Raw genomic sequence first — 17,223 nt, 5'->3', positions numbered from 1 at the left:
CCTTCCTGATTCGCCGTGTTGAAATTCATCTTGAGGCTGGAACATGACCACTCCCAAAAAAATTACTGCTCGTTCCAGCCTTTTAAGCACCGCTTTCTCCTGGACCGAGGGGGTTGACCCCGTCACGATCCCGGGCGTCGATACCACCGACGAGAGGGGTATTGTGTCGCGTGAGCTGCTGCGCAATGCGTTGAAAGTCAGGATCCCCTCTTGGCTTCCAGAGCCGTCAGCACCGGAAGACCTCGTGCACACGTGCCGGCTGTGGTGGGAAAGCAACGATGTAATAAAGTTGCTCGACTCCTTTGAGGTCAAGGTACCCCCACCGGCTATTCCCCAATATTACGAACGCGAAATTACATTATCCGACTTGCGAAGCGCTACGCGAGTCGCGCGCGTTTATTACACCTTTCAGATAAACGGCGGGCTCAGTACCAGCGAAAGCGTTTACATCACCATTGACCTGGAAGCGCCATCACTGAACCTGCCGTCGGACGTTGCCGAATTTGTTGCGTCGCCTGGGCCGGCGATCACCGAGCAATATTTGGTTGCCCATCAGCCCGTGCGGTTTTTCATCTCGCCCTACGACATTGATGCATTGGGTGATTACATTAAGTTCTATCTGTTCAATTCGCCAAACCCAGTGGAGAAAACGCCGGATGGGGGCTCGCCGGTGGACTTCAGTACCGACCGATGGACGGCGACCTTGGACCCCGCTGCGTTTCGCAAGCTGAACAATGGCCCTGCGTGGCTGTACTACCGGGTTTTCGATGAAACCGGCAATTACAGCGCAATGAGTGCTGGCCTGCCTTTTGTGATGGCGCTAGGCCTGCCGGCCCCGAGCATTCGCCCTCCGGTCTATAACGATCAGTTGATCAAGCGTGATGACGCACGCCGGGATGAAGGCGGCGGGGTGTTTGTGCGTATAGATGGCTACACTGGCTGGTCAGCCGCTGCCAAGCATGAAGTGGTGGTGTATTGGGATGATCGCCCGACTACCCGCCTGGTCGTGTCCCAGCTCCCTTTCGATGTTGAAATTCCCTGGACCGTTCTCAGGGGCCCGGCCGCCGTTCTGGCGAAGCAGAGCGTACCGGTTCTTTACGAAATTTATGGGCTTAATCCGACGCCGGCGCCTTCTGTATCGGTATCGGTCAATGTCGACCTGACGATTGCCGGCCAGGATCACCCCAATGCGCCAGCACTGCTGAACCCCACCCTGGCACGGGTGGAAATTGTGGGGCTCACCGGCACCAATATGCTGGTTGATGCCGACCGAGGCCAGCCGGTTCAAACCCGCGTGCGTTTGTTTGATGCGCCGCAGGTGGGGCACGTGTTGAGCTTGTTCTTGAACGGTGTGGGCCCGGTGGCGACCTATACAGTGCGCACCGCAGATACAGCGGGTAATTGGGTGTATTTTCCCAACGTGCCGTGGTCGGTGTTCAGTGGTGCTAATACCGCTACTTATGCTGTGCATTACACCACCAGTAATGGCGTTAACGAGCAGCGCTCGCCCGTAACTAATGTGAATGTCAAAGTTATTCCGCTGCCGGCACCTAAACTCGGTCACGACAAACTGGTCAACGATTACTTGAACTGCTATTCGGAACCCTCACCGGTGAAGGGTATTGTTTGGAAGATAGCGGCCAATCCCAATATACGTATTGGCGATTTGATAACGGTTAATTTCGTAGGGTTCAATGAAAATAACTGGGCCACCGTCAATACGAATGTCGTGTTCAGTTAGTCACTGTTTTGGGAAGCAACTCATACGGCAGCCGGGCTGATGAAGATCATTGTGGATGAGTTCGACGCAGCGATTTTTCCGCTGCGCAAACGCGGCTCCGCTACGTTGATTTATGAAGTATGGTGTCACGGCGAAAAAGTAGCTGAATCACTTCCCGGGAAAGTACGTATTGACTTGACGTACCCAGGCGGTAAGTACTGCTCTGACAAGGGAATTGTGGCCGGTTGAATGTGCTGTGATTGAAATCAGCTATTGATTAAGTGCGTGTGTCGTCAGTGTTGTTTGGTTTTTCAAAAGGGTTCGCGGTGGATAAACAACGTTTATTCAACTGGCGAAGAGTGCTGTTGGTGTGAGTGGTTTAACTATCCGGAGCAAGACAATGGATCGTACAAATAGAGCAATTATTGATAGTTTCGTGGAACGAGATCCCGGCTTCTACATCCCCGAGGCTTATAACCCCGGTACGTTGGCAGGTGAAGTTCCAGGGTACCGCGGGTTGTTGACGCGTACTGCCTCAAGAAGTCAGAGCACCCTACTTAATGTCGAGCTGTGGGTTAACGCCGACGTGGGTCAGATAATTGAAGTCCAAATCGTCCCGTTTGTTAACTTGGACACGCTGCCCCCACCACCAGAGCCCGCTAAAGATCCAGATGAGAAGGAGAAGGAGGACGATCCGACAGTGCCGCCCCCTCCGGAGCTCACGGCAGAGCAAAAGATAGAAGCCGCTGAGAATCACTATTTCGATTCCAATGGTTGGACGTATCGACGTGAAGTTACGAGCCTGACCGACCCTATTCAGGTGGATATACCGCAAGGCTTTCGCCCCCCTGGGCTGTATTTGCTCAGGTACAAGGTGCGGGAGCCCAATGCAAGTAGTTCTAACAAGTCGGTTCCGCAACTATTGATCGTCGACGAGACGTCGCCCTACGACCAGCCTCGCATCAACCCTCCTCGACCACGGCTGCCGCTTGAATTGCCGGCGGGGGCGACGCTGGATGAAGCCTTTTTTAGAACCCAGGATAACAACATGGTGTTCTTCCCGATTCCTTACACTGAGGCCCAAGGGTACGCTCCGGGCGATAAATGGGAAGGGTTTTTCGGCTCTTCGGACGAACCCTACGCGATCGGCACGCAAACACAACACGAGTTCGACGCATCCCGAGGTCCGGGCATTTGGCTGCCGTGGGATGTTGTCCTGGCCGAGAGTGGGGGCGTTTATACGCTTACCTATAAACTGTATGACGCTGGCCTCAATCCATCCGAGCGGTCGCTCAGCTTGAACCTGAACAGCTTGGCACAGTCTCCGGTGCCAACCGAATTCAAGGCGCCTCTGGTTGCTCTAGCCGTGCCCGGCGATGGCTTGATTGACAGAGCTGATGTGGTGGCGCAACGCGGTACGACAATGGAGATTCTTAACATCCCCAACGCGCTTGCGACAGATATCATTGATCTTCAACTGATCTCGACTTCATTCACACCGCCAATCACCCTCTCGCGATCAACGCCAGTTGGTACGGGTCGATTCATCACGTTTGACTCGGATGCCATGGACACGCTGTACGGGGGCAGAGCAGTCGGCAAAAACCGAGTGCGGATTGTAGCGTCTTACGTCCTGCGTCGTGGAACAAACACCTACCCGGCGGCGGCGTTGGAGACGCCATTCGATCTGGACTTGTCTGTTCCGGGGCCCAACCCAACCGGGCCTGGGCCACTCAATACCAACTTGCCGCTGGCGATAGTGCGCCCCGTGCGTCCTGCCAGCGATACTGCCCCGATCACGGACAACCATTTGGAGGAACGAGACGCCGGCCGGGATGCGATCGCTCGAATTCCATACTGGACCGGCCCCGTATCGCCCGCCGACTCACTGCCTTACAGGATCACATTGCATTTTGCTGGCAAGCACTACTCACTGACTGTTACGACTATTTCTACATTAGGGTATGACCCGATTCGTATTCCCTTTAATGATATCAAAGCTGCGGGCGGTCCTAGCCAGATCGCGTATTACACCATTACCTCCGCGGCCAGCGCCAACCCGCAAGACTCAGGGCCTACAACCGTCAAGGTAGACTCTGTGATCATGCAAATGGATCCGCCAGTGGTGCTCGGTTACAGTGGTACTCCAGCTACGCTGACCTGCGATAGCTTGATCCCACCCAATACCGGCAGACTCCGCGTCCATATTTCCGGTTCGGATTATTTGGTCACAGGTAATACGGTTTCCGTCAGATACCAAGGGTTTGCAAATGGCGTCTCTGTAGTCGATGTAACTAAGGATTTCGTAGTGCCTGATACTGTTGCTGCTCGCAATGGGTGGGACGTGACATTTGAAGAGTCCTCGGTGGCGCTGTTTAACCCGCTCACGCCGAATCGCGGGAGCACTGCCACCGGGTCGGCAACGGTCACTGCTTCGACCGTGTATCAAGGGCAGACGGTGCCTTCTCGTCCCGCCACTTATCGCGTAAGGGGTTACAAGGGAGCGACGTCTCGCGTCAACTATTGTGAGGGCCTGGCTATGCCTCCAGCGCCTACAACGCCCTAAATAAAAAACGCAAGGGAAATTGCCAGAGAGGGGTCGAACCCTCTTTGGCATTCCTTTTTGTAGCGGCTCGGTTCTTTCAGCGCTGCGCAAGGCGCGCCTCTTACATGATCCGTTTGCTGTTTGGCAGATTCTTGGGAGAAGTCCTACAGAACTGAACGATGCGCTGGTTAATTATGGCCGCGCTTGATGGGTTGCTCTCGCGAGTTTGAGAGCCCGTCCTATCGTTTCGTACAGGCACTAGAGGTCCATCGTATGTCGGCAGTATTTAACTTCAAAAAAACGCCTCTGAGCCTTGCGTTGGCGGCCCCGGCAGTCACGTTAGTGTTTCTGGCCTCACCCAATGTTCACGCCGAGACGCCAGTGGTGCGTCCTAATACGTCGATAGCACCGACTGTGCGGCTTGATAATTATGTGCTGTATCCCGGTTCGAGCCTGATAGTCCACGGCGCGCAAACCCGGCAGATTTTGATGACGCGTGCAGGCTTGACGTTGCAGCCCGGCAGCAGGACGGGAGATATCACGGCGACGGACGGGTCAAGAATCCTCGTCAATAACTCACGAGTCAACTCGCGTATTGGCAACACGGCAGCCATTTTAGCGAGTAACAACAGCACCGTGACAATCGCCAACAACAGTACGGTGACCAATGTTAATGGTTGGGGTGTAGCGATAAACGCTGCGCTCGGCGGCACGGATGGTTCAACCGTTACGGTCAGAGACAGCAGGGTTTTCGGTTCCCAGCGCGGTATTTCGGCCGGCGTCTATGGCGTGGCGAATCTGGACAATGCCCATGTCGAGGGCACCACCGCCGCCGGCATCGGTTTAGTGATGTTTAATGCCGACGCTAACGCCCAGAATAAAAGTCTTATTTTGGGCGGGGTAAACGGCGTCCATATGACATCGCTTGGGAGTGTGTCGCGGACCAATACCTTGGTCCTGGATAATTCCGTGGTCCAGGGAAAAACCGGTGCTGCCATTCGGGTGGCCCCGGGCCCAGGCAATAACACCAAGTCCAATATTCACGTGCTTAACGGCTCGAACCTGATTGGCGGTAATGGTGTGCTGCTCGACGTTGCCAACAACGCCACCGCCAACCTGAATGTCGACAACAGCCAGTTGATCGGTGATGTGGTAATTGGCACTGGCGGCCTGGGCACGGTGCAACTTAACAACAATGCCTCGCTGACCGGCCAGTTACGCAACGTCGAGCAACTTGACGTCAACAGCAACGCCCAGTGGGTGATGGTGGGTGACAGCCAGGTCAATACGCTGAAAATGGGCGGCGGTAACGTGGTGTTTGGTGCCCCGCTGCAGTATCTGCAACTCAATACCAACAACTTGACCGGCAACGGCACGTTCAAAATGTACACCAACTTCAACACCGGCGAGACCGACCTGTTGAACGTCAACGGCAACGCCGAAGGTGATCACCAATTGTTGATTGGTGCCAGTGGCTCGGAGCTGGCCACCGGTGAGGCGATCAAGGTGGTGCACACTGAAAGCGGCGGCGCCAAGTTCGGCCTGGTGGGCGATACCGTCGATGTCGGCGCGTTCGAATATGGGCTCAAGCAGGAAGGCACCGACTGGTACCTGGACACCGAGAAAAAGGGCACCAGTACCAGCGCCAAGGCCGTGCTGGCACTCGCCAACGCTGCACCGGCGGTATTGCTGGGCGAAGCGAGCGTATTGCGCACCCGTATGGGTGAAGTACGCTTCGGCGACGGCAAGGAGCAAGGCCTGTGGATTCGCAATTACACTAACCGGACAGACGTGGCCGCCAACACCAACGGCGTGGGTTACAAACAGAATCAGTCGGGCCTGACCCTGGGTGCGGACTGGGCCATGGATGAACTGTGGACAGTGGGTGTGATGGGCGGTTACAGCAACTCCACCCTGGGCCTGAGTCGCGGCAGCAGCGGTATGGTCAACAGCTACTATGCCGGTGTCTATGGCATTTTTCGTGATGAAGAGAGCGGCGTGTATGTCGACCTGACCGCCAAGGTCAACCGCCTGAATGGTCAAAGCCAGGTCAACATGAGCGATGGTAAGCGCGCCAAAGGCAAATATACCCAGGACGCGGTGAGTGGATCGGCTGAAATCGGCAAGAACATCAAACTCAATGATGACGGCTTGTTTGTCGAACCCTTCGTTCAGGTGGCCGTTGCCAAAATTGGCGGCTCCAACTACACCATGGACAACGGTTTGAAGGCCAAAAGCGATCGGGCCACTTCCGCGACCGGCAAGGTGGGTGTCACTGTCGGTCAAAACATCCAGCTTGACAGCGGCGGCATCCTGCAGCCGTACCTGCGTACTGCCGCAACGCGCGACTTCAGCCCGGACAGCAGGGTCTATATCAACGATCAGGCGTTCAAAAACAACCTGTCGGGGAGCGGTGTAGAGGTCGCGGGCGGCGTGGCTGCCTCAGTGACGAAAAACCTGAGTGTGCATGCCGAAGTCACGCACATGAAAGGTAAGGCTTACGATCAGCCTATGGGTCTCACTGTAGGTTTGCAGTACGCCTTCTAAGTAAAATGGGCTAATGCCAGTCGGTTAAGAACAAGCGCTTTACTGTGGCGAGGGAGCAAGCGCCCTCGCCACAGGTTACCGATTGTATGCCTCAGATCAGCACGCTTACGCTAACTGAACAAGCCTGCCGCAATATTGATCGAGAAACCCAATATCGCTGTATTGAACAGGAAACCGATCAACGATTGGCCCAGTACCACTTTACGCAGGCTCCGTGTCGCCACGCCCACATCGGCTGTTTGCACCGCCACGCCGATGGTGAACGAGAAGTACAGGAAGTCCCAGTAGTTGGGGTTGCGCAAGCCTTCGGCAAAGCGCAGAGCGGGTTCTTCGCCTTCCCAGGTGTAAAAAAGCCGCGCGTAATGCACGCTGAAAATCACCCCGGTCAGCAACCACGAGCCGACCACTGTCATGCCGGTAAAGCCGTAATGCAGCGCGCGTGCCGTGCTGTCCAGGTCCTTGCTGCCTACCAGGTTCACGGTAATGGTTGCCAGGCTCGCAATGGCGGCGATGCACACCATGAACAGCACCAAGCCGGCGTTTTCATCCTCGATTTCGGCGATGCGTTTTACGTCGTCGGCGCGAGCGCGGGTCGCCAGCCACAGCATCAGCAGCAGGTAGGTCCAGACACCCGCGTTCCAGCCGATGAGGATTTTGCTGATGAGCGTATCGGCCGGCGCCAGGATGCCCACGGCAAGGCCGAGTACGGCGGCGGATGAGAGGCGAGGGTGGGTGCGGGCGAGGAAGGCCATAGGGGCTCACAACAGGGGACGTTGTGAGCACGATAGCGCATTCTCCAACGGCTGGCCTCTGTGGCGAGCGCGCCTGTCGTGGCTGGCAGGCTTGCTGTGGCGAGCGGGCTTGGTGTGGTGAGCGGACTTGTCGTGGCGAGCGGGCTTGCCCCGCGTTGGGCTGCGAAGCAGCCCCAAAACCAGCCACCGTGTTCTAACAGCAAAAACGCGGTGGGCCTGATGGGGCCGCTTCGCGCCCCAACGCGGGGCAAGCCCGCTCGCCACACCAAGCAAGCGGGCCACACCAAGCAAGCGGGCCACAGCAAGCCCGCTCGCCACACCGAACCTGGCTGCCACACCGAGCCCGCATGCCACAGTTAACGCCGTTTGCGCACCAGCTTCATGACCACCACAAAAAACACTGGCACAAACACCACCGCCAGCGTCGCGGTGATCATCCCGCCGATCACACCTGTACCAATCGCTTGCTGGCTGGCCGAGCTGGCGCCGGTGGCAATCGCCAGCGGCACCACGCCGAGGATAAACGCCAGCGACGTCATGATGATCGGCCGCAACCTGAGCCGCGCGGCTTTGAGGGTGGCGTCGATCAGGTCTTCACCTTGGTCATACAGGTCCTTGGCGAACTCGATGATCAGGATCGCGTTCTTCGCCGACAAGCCGATGATGGTGATCAAGCCGACCTTGAAGAACACATCGTTAGGCATGCCGCGCAAGCTCACCGCCAACACCGCGCCGAGCACGCCCAGCGGCACCACCAGCAACACCGAGGTCGGGATCGACCAGCTTTCATACAGCGCCGCCAGGCACAGGAACACGATCAGCAACGACAGGCCGAGCAGCAACGGCGCCTGAGAGCCGGACAAACGTTCCTGCAGCGACAACCCGGTCCATTCCTGGCCCAGGCCTGCCGGCAGCTGGCTGACCAGGCGCTGGATTTCGCTCATCGCCTCGCCGGTGCTATGCCCCGGCGCCGCTTCGCCACTGATGGCGATGGCGGGGTAGCCGTTGTAGCGGGTCAGCTGTGCCGGGCCTTGGGTCCACTTGGCCTCGACGAACGCCGACAGTGGCACCATCTTCCCGGCGGTGTTGCGCACGTTGATCTTGAGCAAATCCGCCACCTGGCTGCGCTGGTCGCCTTCGGCCTGCACCACCACCCGTTGCATACGGCCCTGGTTGGGGAAGTCGTTGATATACGCCGAGCCAACGGCCGAGGACAGCACATTGCCGACGTCGGCAAACGACACGCCCAACGCATTGGCCTGCTTGCGGTCCACTTCCAGCTGCACTTGCGGTGCTTCGGCCAGGGCGCTTTCCCGCACGTTGGCCAGGATCGGGCTTTTTTCGGCAGCTGCCAGCAACTCGGTACGCGCGGCCATCAACGCCGCGTGGCCGACACCACCACGGTCCTGCAAACGGAACTCGAAACCACTGGAGGTGCCCAGGCCGTCTACCGGCGGCGGCAGGATCGCGTAGGCAATTGCATCCTTGAGCTCACTGAAGGCGGCGTTGGCGCGGTCGGCAATCGAGGCGGCCGAGTCATCGCTGCCGCGTTCCGACCAATCCTTCAACGTGGTAAACGCCAGCGCCGCATTCTGCCCGGAGCCGGAGAAACTGAAGCCCATGATCATGGTGGTATCACCCACGCCAGGCTCCCCGGCGTTATGCGCCTCGATCTGCTCGGCCACCTGCACCGTGCGGTTCTTGCTCGCACCCGGTGGCAGTTGGATATCGGTGATGGTGTAACCCTGGTCTTCCACCGGCAGGAACGAGGAGGGCAGGCGGCTGAACATCCAGCCCAGGCCCACCAGCAACACCAGGTAGATCAGCAAATAACGGCCGCTGCGCTTGAGGGCATAGGCCACCCAGCCTTCGTAGCGGTTGGTAAGGCTATCGAAACGTTTGTTGAACCAACCAAAAAAACCGCCCTTGGCGTGGTGTTCGCCCTTGGCAATCGGCTTGAGCAAGGTCGCGCACAGCGCCGGGGTCAAGGTCAGGGCGAGGAACGCCGAGAACAGGATCGAGGTGGCCATCGACAGCGAGAATTGCTGATAGATCACCCCCACCGAGCCGGGCATGAACGCCATCGGCAGGAACACCGCTACCAGCACCAAGGTGATACCGACGATGGCGCCAGTGATCTGGCCCATGGCCTTCTTCGTCGCCTCCTTGGGCGACAGGCCCTCGGTGGCCATGATCCGCTCGACGTTTTCCACCACCACAATCGCATCGTCCACCAGGATGCCGATGGCCAAAACCATGCCGAACATGGTCAGCACGTTGATCGAGAAGCCCAGCAACAGCATGGTGGCGAAGGTGCCCATCAGCGCAATCGGCACCACCAGCGTCGGGATCAAGGTGTAGCGCACGTTCTGCAGGAACAGGAACATCACCGCAAACACCAGCGCCATGGCTTCGAGCAAGGTGTAGACCACCTTGGTGATCGAGACTTTCACGAATGGCGAGGTGTCGTACGGAATCTTGTATTCCACGTTGGCCGGGAAGTAGCGCGACAGCTCATCCATCTTCGCCCGCACCAGCGTCGCGGTGTTCAGCGCGTTGGCGCCCGGCGCCAGTTGCACACTGACGGCGGTGGACGGCTTGCCGTTCAAGCGTGTGGAGAACTGGTATTCCTGGCTGCCGATTTCCACCCGCGCCACATCGCCGATGCGCACAGTGGAGCCGTCAGGGTTGGCCTTGAGCACGATGTCGGCGAATTCGGCCGGCGTCGACAATTGGCCCTTCACCAGGATTGCCGCGGTGATTTCCTGGGTCTTGGTGCCCGGCAAATCACCAATGCTGCCCGCCGACACCTGGGCGTTCTGCGCGCTGATCGCGGCGTTGACGTCGGCCGGCGTGAGGTTGAAGCCAATCAGTTTCTGCGGGTCGATCCAGATGCGCATGGCGCGTTCGGCGCCATACAGCTGCGCCTTGCCCACACCGTCGAGGCGCTTGAGCTCGTTCATCACGTTGCGCGCCAGGTAATCACTGAGCGCGACGTCATCGAGCTTGCCGTCGCTGGACGTCAGGGTCACCAGCAGCAGGAAACCGGCAGACACTTTCTCCACCTGCAAGCCTTGCTGAGTCACCGCTTGCGGCAGGCGCGGCTCTACCGCTTTCAGGCGGTTTTGCACATCGACCTGGGCCATTTCCGGGTCGGTGCCCGGTTGGAAGGTGGCGGTGATGGTGGCCGAGCCCAGGCTGCTCTGGGATTCGAAATACAGCAGGTGGTCGGCGCCATTGAGCTCTTGCTCGATCAGGCTGACCACGCTTTCGTCCAACGTTTGGGCCGAGGCGCCGGGGTACACCGCGTAGATTTCCACCTTCGGCGGCGCGACGTTGGGGTACTGGGCCACCGGCAATTGCGGGATCGCAAGCGCGCCGGCCAGCAGGATAAACAGGGCGACCACCCAGGCGAAGATCGGGCGGTCAATAAAGAACTGCGGCATTGTCAGGTATTCCTTTCCTTAGCGGACCGAGGCCTGGGCATTCGGCGCGGGGCTGTCGTCCACTTCGACTTTTTCACCGGGGCGCGCATGTTGCAGGCCTTCGACGATGATGCGGTCACCGGGTTTGAGGCCGCTGCTGACGATCCAGCGATCCTCGATCACCGCGCCCAGCTCCACCGGCTGCAGGCGTACGGTTTGCTCGGCGTCCAGCAGCAGCACCATCGGGATACCGGCGCTGTCGCGGGTGATGGCGCGTTGCGGCACGCTGATGCCTTGTTTATCCACCGCCTGTTCCAGGCGCACGCGCACAAAACTGCCGGGCAACAGGTCGAGGTCCGGGTTGGGGAACTCGCTGCGCAGGATGATTTGCCCGGTGCCGGGGTCGACGCTGATTTCGGCAAACAGCAATTTGCCCGGCAGCGGGTACAGGCTGCCGTCGTCCTGGATCAACGTGGCCTTGGCCTGGTCCTGGCCGACCTGCTTCAAGCTGCCGGCGCGGAAGGCGCGGCGCAGGTCGTTGAGCTCGCGGGTGGACTGGGTCAGGTCGGCATGGATCGGGTCCAGTTGCTGGATGACCGCCAGCGGCGTGGCCTCGTTCTGGCCGACCAGCGCGCCCTCGGTCACCAGCGCGCGGCCGATGCGCCCGGAAATCGGCGCGGTCACGGTGGCGTAGCCCAGGTTGAGTTTGGCGCGCTCGACGGCGGCCTTGTTCGCGGCGACCTCGGCGTTGGTCTGGCGCACGGCGGCGCGGGCGTTGTCGTAATCCTGGCCGCTGATGGCGTTGCCTTCGACCAACTGGCTGTAGCGCTGCTCTTGCAGACGCGCCTGGAACGCGTTGGCTTCAGCCTTGCTCAGGTTGGCCTGGGCACTGTCGAGGTCGGCTTTAAAGGGCGCCGGGTCAATGCGAAACAGCACGTCGCCCTCTTTGACGTCATGGCCTTCCTTGAACACCCGCTGCATCACCACGCCGGCGACACGTGCGCGCACCTCGGCAATGCGTGGCGCGGCGATGCGCCCGCTCAGTTCACTGGTGATCGAGAGAGGCTTGGCCTGCAGGGTTTCGACGCGGACTTTGGCCAGGGGCGTTTCCGGCGCTTCGTCTGCCGACTTACCACAGGCGCTCAAAGCAAGCGTCAGGGCCAGCAGGCAAAACGGCGCAAACAGATTCTTCGACATGCTCATATCCCATTATTGACTGGCGCATCCTAAAGACACCTGCGCCGTGGTGCTGTGAAGCTGTGTAGCGCGTCTGTGAAGAAATGTAAGGTGCAGCCCACATTCGGCCGAGGGCGTATATCCTTGCACAATCCTGCAAACAGCAAAGATCAAATGTGGGAGCGGGCTTGCTCGCGAAGGCGGTGTATCAGTCAAAAAATCTGTCAACTGAACCACCGCTTTCGCGAGCAAGCCCGCTCCCACATTGGGTTTGTGTACGACCGCTAACAGTATTATTTGGAAACACCATGCCCAACATCCTCCTGGTGGAAGACGACGCCGCACTCTCCGAGCTGATTGCCAGCTACCTGGAACGCAATGGCTACCACGTCAGCGTGCTCAGCCGCGGCGACCACGTACGTGAACGCGCGCGCCTCAACCCGCCGGACCTGGTGATCCTCGACCTGATGCTGCCTGGCCTCGACGGCTTGCAGGTGTGTCGCCTGCTGCGTGCCGACTCGGCGGGCCTGCCGATCTTGATGCTCACCGCCCGCGACGACAGCCACGACCAGGTGCTGGGCCTGGAAATGGGCGCCGACGACTACGTGACCAAACCCTGCGAGCCGCGCGTGCTGCTGGCCCGTGTGCGCACCTTACTGCGCCGCAGCAGCCTGTCCGAGCCCCAGATGGCGAATGACCAGATCGTCATGGGCAACCTGTGCATCGACTTGTCGGAACGCACCGTGACCTGGCGCGAGCAGGCGGTGGAACTGTCCAGCGGTGAATATAACCTGCTGGTGGTGCTGGCCCGGCATGCCGGTGAAGTGCTCAGCCGCGACCAGATCCTGCAACGCCTGCGCGGTATCGAGTTCAACGGCACCGACCGCTCGGTGGACGTGGCCATCTCCAAGCTGCGGCGCAAGTTCGACGACCACGCCGGTGAAGCGCGCAAGATCAAGACCGTGTGGGGCAAGGGCTACTTGTTCAGCCGTTCCGAGTGGGAATGCTGATCCATGTTTCGTGTGCTGCTGCGCCTCTACCTGATCACCATCGTCACCTACAGTGCGGCGATCTTCCTGATTCCCAAGCTGGTGATTCAGGTGTTCGAACACCGCTACATGAACTACAACGTCGAGCAGAGCCGCGGCCTGCAAAAACTCATCGTCAAGCAGTACCTGCGGGCGCCGGTTGAGCGCTGGTCGCAGGTCACCGACCAACTGAGCCGCGACTTTGCGCCGCTTAAAGTGCAACTGCTGCTGCGCCAGGACGCGAGCTACAGCCCCGAAGAAGAACAGTTGCTGGAACACGGCAAACCGGTGATCCGCCTGGGCGAGTGGGGCTGGATGGAGGAGGTCAGTTCGCCGATCAACCAGCAGTTTGCGGTCAAGCTGACCATCCCGCCCGACCCGCTGGACATGAACCTGTTGTACTGGTCGATGAACGTGCTGATCGGCGCCGCGCTGCTGGCCTGCCTGCTGTTCTGGCTGCGCCCGCACTGGCGTGACCTGGAACGCTTGAAAACCACCGCCGCCCAGCTCGGCAAAGGCAACCTGACCGAGCGCACGCGGATTCCCGCCAGCTCCAACATCGGCAGCCTGGCGTCGGTGTTCGACACCATGGCCGACGATATCGAACGCCTGCTCAACCAGCAGCGCGACCTGCTCAACGCCGTCTCCCATGAGCTGCGCACGCCGCTGACGCGCCTGGATTTCGGCCTGGCCCTGGCCCTGTCCGAAGACTTGCCGCCGGCCAGTCGCGAACGCCTGCAAAGTCTGGTGGCGCACATTCGTGAGCTGGACGAGTTGGTGCTGGAGTTGCTGTCCTACAGCCGTCTGCAAAACCCGGCGCAATTGCCGGAGCGGGTCGAGGTGGTGCTCGACGAGTTCATCGACAGCGTGCTCGGCAGCGTCGACGACGAGCTGGAGAACCCCGAAATTGTTATTGACGTGGCGCTCGACTGCGCCGTCGAACGCTTCAGCCTCGACCCGCGCCTCACCGCCCGCGCATTGCAGAACCTGCTGCGCAATGCCACGCGTTACTGCGACAAGCGCATCCAGGTGGGCGTCAAGGTGTGCGCCAACGGCTGTGAAATCTGGGTGGATGACGACGGCATCGGCATTCCGGTGGACCAGCGTGAACGCATTTTCGAACCCTTCTATCGCCTCGACCGCAGCCGCGACCGCGCCACCGGCGGCTTCGGCCTCGGCCTGGCGATCAGCCGCCGCGCGATGGAAGCCCAGGGCGGCACGTTGACGGCCCAGGCGTCGCCTTTGGGCGGGGCACGGTTCCGGCTGTGGTTGCCCAGCGTCGGCTGATCAGAGCACCTTGACGGCGCGGCCGATCGCCTGGATCGGCCCCGTCGGTTTGCCGCTCGGCGAGCCACGCGAGTCTTCCAGGGTCAGTTCGAACAATTGGTTGGGCGCCAGTGGCGGCAGTTTGTCCAGCGGCACCGACAGCGTTTGCCCCGGCTTGACCAACCCTAGCGATACGGGGGCTTGCCAGCCCTCCGCTTTGGTCCAGAATTGCAGCGCCTTGTCGGCAGGCACCTCCATCACGCCCAGCGGTATCAGCTGGATTTGCTGAGTATTGCTGGCCTGTATCACCCAACCCGGCGCCTGGCTTTGTGGCGCCACCAGCACCACCACAAAGGTCGGTTCAGCAGTGGGCGGGCGGGTCAGCAGCAGGGTGGTCAGTACCAAGGTTGCTACCAGACCCGCGCCGGCCAAACCGCGCCATAGCGCCAGCAGGTTCCACCACGGCACTTGAATATCGCTGGGCGCGACAGTGTGTTCAATGCGCCGCCATAGCTGGGACGAGGGTGGCACCGGCTCAGCCAATGCGGTCAGTGGCAGCAGGCGCTGCTCCCACGTGTCCACCGCCGCACGCAACTCGGCGTCCACAGGTAAGCGCCGTTCAACCTCGGCGCGCTGTTCGGCGGGCAGGGTGCCCAACACGTACTCGCTGGCCAGTTCGTCAAGTGGATTACTCATGCCATGCACTCCCGCAGCGCGGCGAGGCTACGTTTGATCCAGGCTTTGACGGTTCCAAGTGGAGTGTCCAGTTTCTGTGCGATTTCGCTGTGGGAATAGCCATCGACATAAGCATGCAGGATGCAGCGGCGACGGGCCGGATCGAGCTGTTCCAGGCAATGGTGAATCTGCCCGGAGCGCGCGGTGAATTCAAAGGTGTCGTGGGCGGTTACGACGTGCTCATGGGCTTCGCTCAAGGCTACCTCGCGGTGATGATTGCGTACAAAATTGAGCGCCAGATGCCGAGTTACGCTGAACACCCAACCGCGCGCCGAGCCACGGCTGGGGTCGAAACTCCCCGCGCCACGCCAGATCTTGATAAATGCGTCATGCACGATGTCTTCGGCCAGGGCTTTGTCGCGCGCGATGCGCAGGGCCACGCCGAGCAGGCGACTGCTCTCTTGCTCATAGAGTCGGCGCAGGGCACGTTGATCGCCACGGGCACAGGCCTGCAGACAGGCGTCGTAATCAAACAGGGATTCAGGTAAGGACACGGTTTTGCGCCGCAAGATCAAGGCCAATACCCCGGCCCAAAGGCCGGGGCGCTATCGCAGCAGCGTAGCTGAATTTACTCAGTTGGCCGCCCAGAAGATGTAGTCGGCCTGGTACTTCACCACTTCCTGCTTGCCCTTGTTCGCGACGGTGCACTCAGTGCTCGGTGCCACGCCACCCTTGAGGACGACGCGCTGAACGTAACTGATGCCACTCATCGCGCCTTTGCCTTCGGCCGGGTTGGCCTTGACCAACTGATAGGGCAGGTTGCCCGCACTCGACGGCGCCACGGCCAGTTGGGTGCCGGTGATTTTCGAGCCGTCATTGGCCTGCCACGTGGCGGGCGGGCCGAAGTAGGTGCCGACGGCTTTGCCGCTGCGGTCATTCAGCACCGCCTTGGGGCCGACGAAGGTCCATTCGGTCTGGCCGGCGGCGTTGGCTTTGTCGCGGCATTCGTAGGTGATTTCGCCGACGCCGGTGGTCTCCAGCGCCACCTTGTGCCCCTCCGGCACCTTGATGCTGTCGGGCAGGCCGGTCTGGGCAAAGGCAGCTGGCGCCGCGGCCAGCAGAACGGTGAGGCAGAGCAGTGTTTTAGCGTGCATGGGTGTTTCTCCATTTCAGTAAAACAGCGGGGTAACTGCAGGTACTACCCAGGCCGCGCTCGATTGGATGCAGTGATTAGAAAATAAATGCACAAGGGCGCACACTGTGCCCCCCGCTTTACCCGAGGAGAGATTGGCAATGACTGGTGTTCACACGTCTGCTCAACAGGGTTTCTCTACCCAGGCCGTCACCTACGCCCAAGGCCGGCCCGACTATCCACGACAACTCACCGGCTGGCTGACCGAGGCGCTGCACATCGATGCGCAATCGACGGTGATCGACCTGGGCGCCGGCACCGGCAAGTTCACCCGTTTGCTCAGCACCCTGGCGCCCGCGCTGATCGCCGTCGAGCCGGTACAGGCGATGGGCGCGCAGCTGAATAAACTCCTGCCGGACGTGCGCCTGGTAGAAGGCACCGCCGACGCCATGCCGCTGCCCACCGCCGTCGCCGATGCGCTGGTGTGTGCCCAGGCCTTCCATTGGTTCTCCACCGAAGCGGCGCTGGCGGAAATCCACCGCGTGCTCAAGCCCGATGGGCGCCTGGGGCTGGTGTGGAATGTGCGCGATGAGTCGGTGGATTGGGTCGCCGCGATTACCGACATCATCACGCCGTACGAGGGCGACACGCCGCGTTTTCACACGGGGCGTTGGCGTGAAGCCTTCACCGGTGAGTATTTTTCCGCGCCTGAGATGACGACTTTTACGTATCAACATGTTGGCAGCCCCCAGGAGGTGATCATGGATCGCTTTTTGTCGGTGAGTTTTATCGCCGCGCTGCCTGCCGTCGAAAAAGCCACGGTCACTGCGCAATTGCAGGCGTTGGTCGACACCCATCCCGCCTTGCGCGGCCGTGACACGGTGGCCTTCCCGTATCAGACCCAGGCCTATGTGTGTCAGCGTCTGGCGAAAAAGGCATAAAGTCAGATCACATTGA

13 protein-coding genes are annotated in these 17,223 nt (G+C 60.0%); 7 read left to right on the top strand and 6 right to left on the bottom strand.

The window, feature by feature from the left end; translation table 11 throughout:
- Positions 1-43 precede the first annotated feature (43 nt).
- The 4 genes from PspR76_RS17120 (at position 44) to PspR76_RS17110 (ending at position 6,812) form a co-directional block, all read left to right on the top strand.
- Entirely contained in the window at positions 44-1,741 is a 1,698-nt protein-coding gene (locus PspR76_RS17120; RefSeq protein ID WP_237235675.1) for a hypothetical protein, read from the top strand.
- Between the two features lie 39 nt (positions 1,742-1,780).
- Complete coding sequence (locus tag PspR76_RS31290; protein WP_237235674.1) at positions 1,781-1,969, top strand: hypothetical protein; 189 nt, start codon at positions 1,781-1,783, stop codon at positions 1,967-1,969.
- A 151-nt stretch (positions 1,970-2,120) separates the two neighbouring features.
- Positions 2,121-4,286, top strand: a complete 2,166-nt coding sequence (locus tag PspR76_RS17115; protein ID WP_159957117.1) for a hypothetical protein — start codon at positions 2,121-2,123, stop codon at positions 4,284-4,286.
- A gap of 186 nt (positions 4,287-4,472) precedes the next feature.
- Positions 4,473-6,812, top strand: coding sequence for an autotransporter outer membrane beta-barrel domain-containing protein (locus tag PspR76_RS17110; RefSeq protein ID WP_237235673.1), 2,340 nt, complete (start codon positions 4,473-4,475; stop codon positions 6,810-6,812).
- Positions 6,813-6,922: 110 nt separating this feature from the next.
- Here the strand turns inward: PspR76_RS17110 and PspR76_RS17105 are convergent, their stop codons facing one another.
- The 3 genes from PspR76_RS17105 to PspR76_RS17095 all read right to left on the bottom strand — a co-directional run bounded on the left by PspR76_RS17105 (position 6,923) and on the right by PspR76_RS17095 (position 12,186).
- A complete protein-coding gene (locus tag PspR76_RS17105) occupies positions 6,923-7,564 on the bottom strand; it encodes a DUF1345 domain-containing protein (RefSeq protein WP_159957115.1) in 642 nt (213 codons plus the stop codon).
- A gap of 356 nt (positions 7,565-7,920) precedes the next feature.
- On the bottom strand, positions 7,921-11,010 hold the full coding sequence (locus tag PspR76_RS17100) for an efflux RND transporter permease subunit (RefSeq protein ID WP_159957113.1): 3,090 nt from the start codon (positions 11,008-11,010) through the stop codon (positions 7,921-7,923).
- 18 nt (positions 11,011-11,028) lie between these two features.
- Complete coding sequence (locus PspR76_RS17095; RefSeq protein ID WP_159957111.1) at positions 11,029-12,186, bottom strand: efflux RND transporter periplasmic adaptor subunit; 1,158 nt, start codon at positions 12,184-12,186, stop codon at positions 11,029-11,031.
- A 287-nt stretch (positions 12,187-12,473) separates the two neighbouring features.
- Here PspR76_RS17095 and PspR76_RS17090 point away from each other — a divergent pair, with 287 nt between their 5' ends.
- Both PspR76_RS17090 and PspR76_RS17085 read left to right on the top strand, forming a co-directional pair.
- Positions 12,474-13,175, top strand: coding sequence for a response regulator transcription factor (locus tag PspR76_RS17090; protein WP_106577862.1), 702 nt, complete (start codon positions 12,474-12,476; stop codon positions 13,173-13,175).
- Between the two features lie 3 nt (positions 13,176-13,178).
- The gene (locus PspR76_RS17085; RefSeq protein WP_159957109.1) at positions 13,179-14,480 is read left to right on the top strand and encodes an ATP-binding protein; all 1,302 of its coding nucleotides are present in this window, start codon (positions 13,179-13,181) and stop codon (positions 14,478-14,480) included.
- Here PspR76_RS17085 and PspR76_RS17080 read toward each other — a convergent pair whose 3' ends face one another.
- The 3 genes from PspR76_RS17080 to PspR76_RS17070 all read right to left on the bottom strand — a co-directional run bounded on the left by PspR76_RS17080 (position 14,481) and on the right by PspR76_RS17070 (position 16,288).
- Positions 14,481-15,155 (bottom strand): anti-sigma factor, encoded by a 675-nt coding sequence (locus PspR76_RS17080; protein WP_159957107.1) that lies wholly within the window; start codon positions 15,153-15,155, stop codon positions 14,481-14,483. It lies immediately after the preceding gene.
- The gene (locus PspR76_RS17075; protein ID WP_159961495.1) at positions 15,152-15,670 is read right to left on the bottom strand and encodes a sigma-70 family RNA polymerase sigma factor; all 519 of its coding nucleotides are present in this window, start codon (positions 15,668-15,670) and stop codon (positions 15,152-15,154) included. The genes PspR76_RS17080 and PspR76_RS17075 overlap by 4 nt, the downstream gene beginning before the upstream one ends.
- Positions 15,671-15,766: 96 nt before the next feature.
- Positions 15,767-16,288: a DUF3455 domain-containing protein gene (locus PspR76_RS17070; RefSeq protein WP_159957105.1), complete on the bottom strand. Its 522-nt coding sequence runs from the start codon at positions 16,286-16,288 to the stop codon at positions 15,767-15,769.
- Between the two features lie 139 nt (positions 16,289-16,427).
- Between PspR76_RS17070 and PspR76_RS17065 the strand changes: the two genes are divergently transcribed.
- On the top strand, positions 16,428-17,207 hold the full coding sequence (locus tag PspR76_RS17065) for a class I SAM-dependent methyltransferase (RefSeq protein ID WP_159957103.1): 780 nt from the start codon (positions 16,428-16,430) through the stop codon (positions 17,205-17,207).
- Positions 17,208-17,223 lie beyond the last annotated feature (16 nt).

Origin of the sequence: Pseudomonas sp. R76, from assembly GCF_009834565.1 — a bacterium.
GTDB lineage: Bacteria > Pseudomonadota > Gammaproteobacteria > Pseudomonadales > Pseudomonadaceae > Aquipseudomonas.
This window is presented reverse-complemented; position numbering and strand designations above follow the sequence as displayed.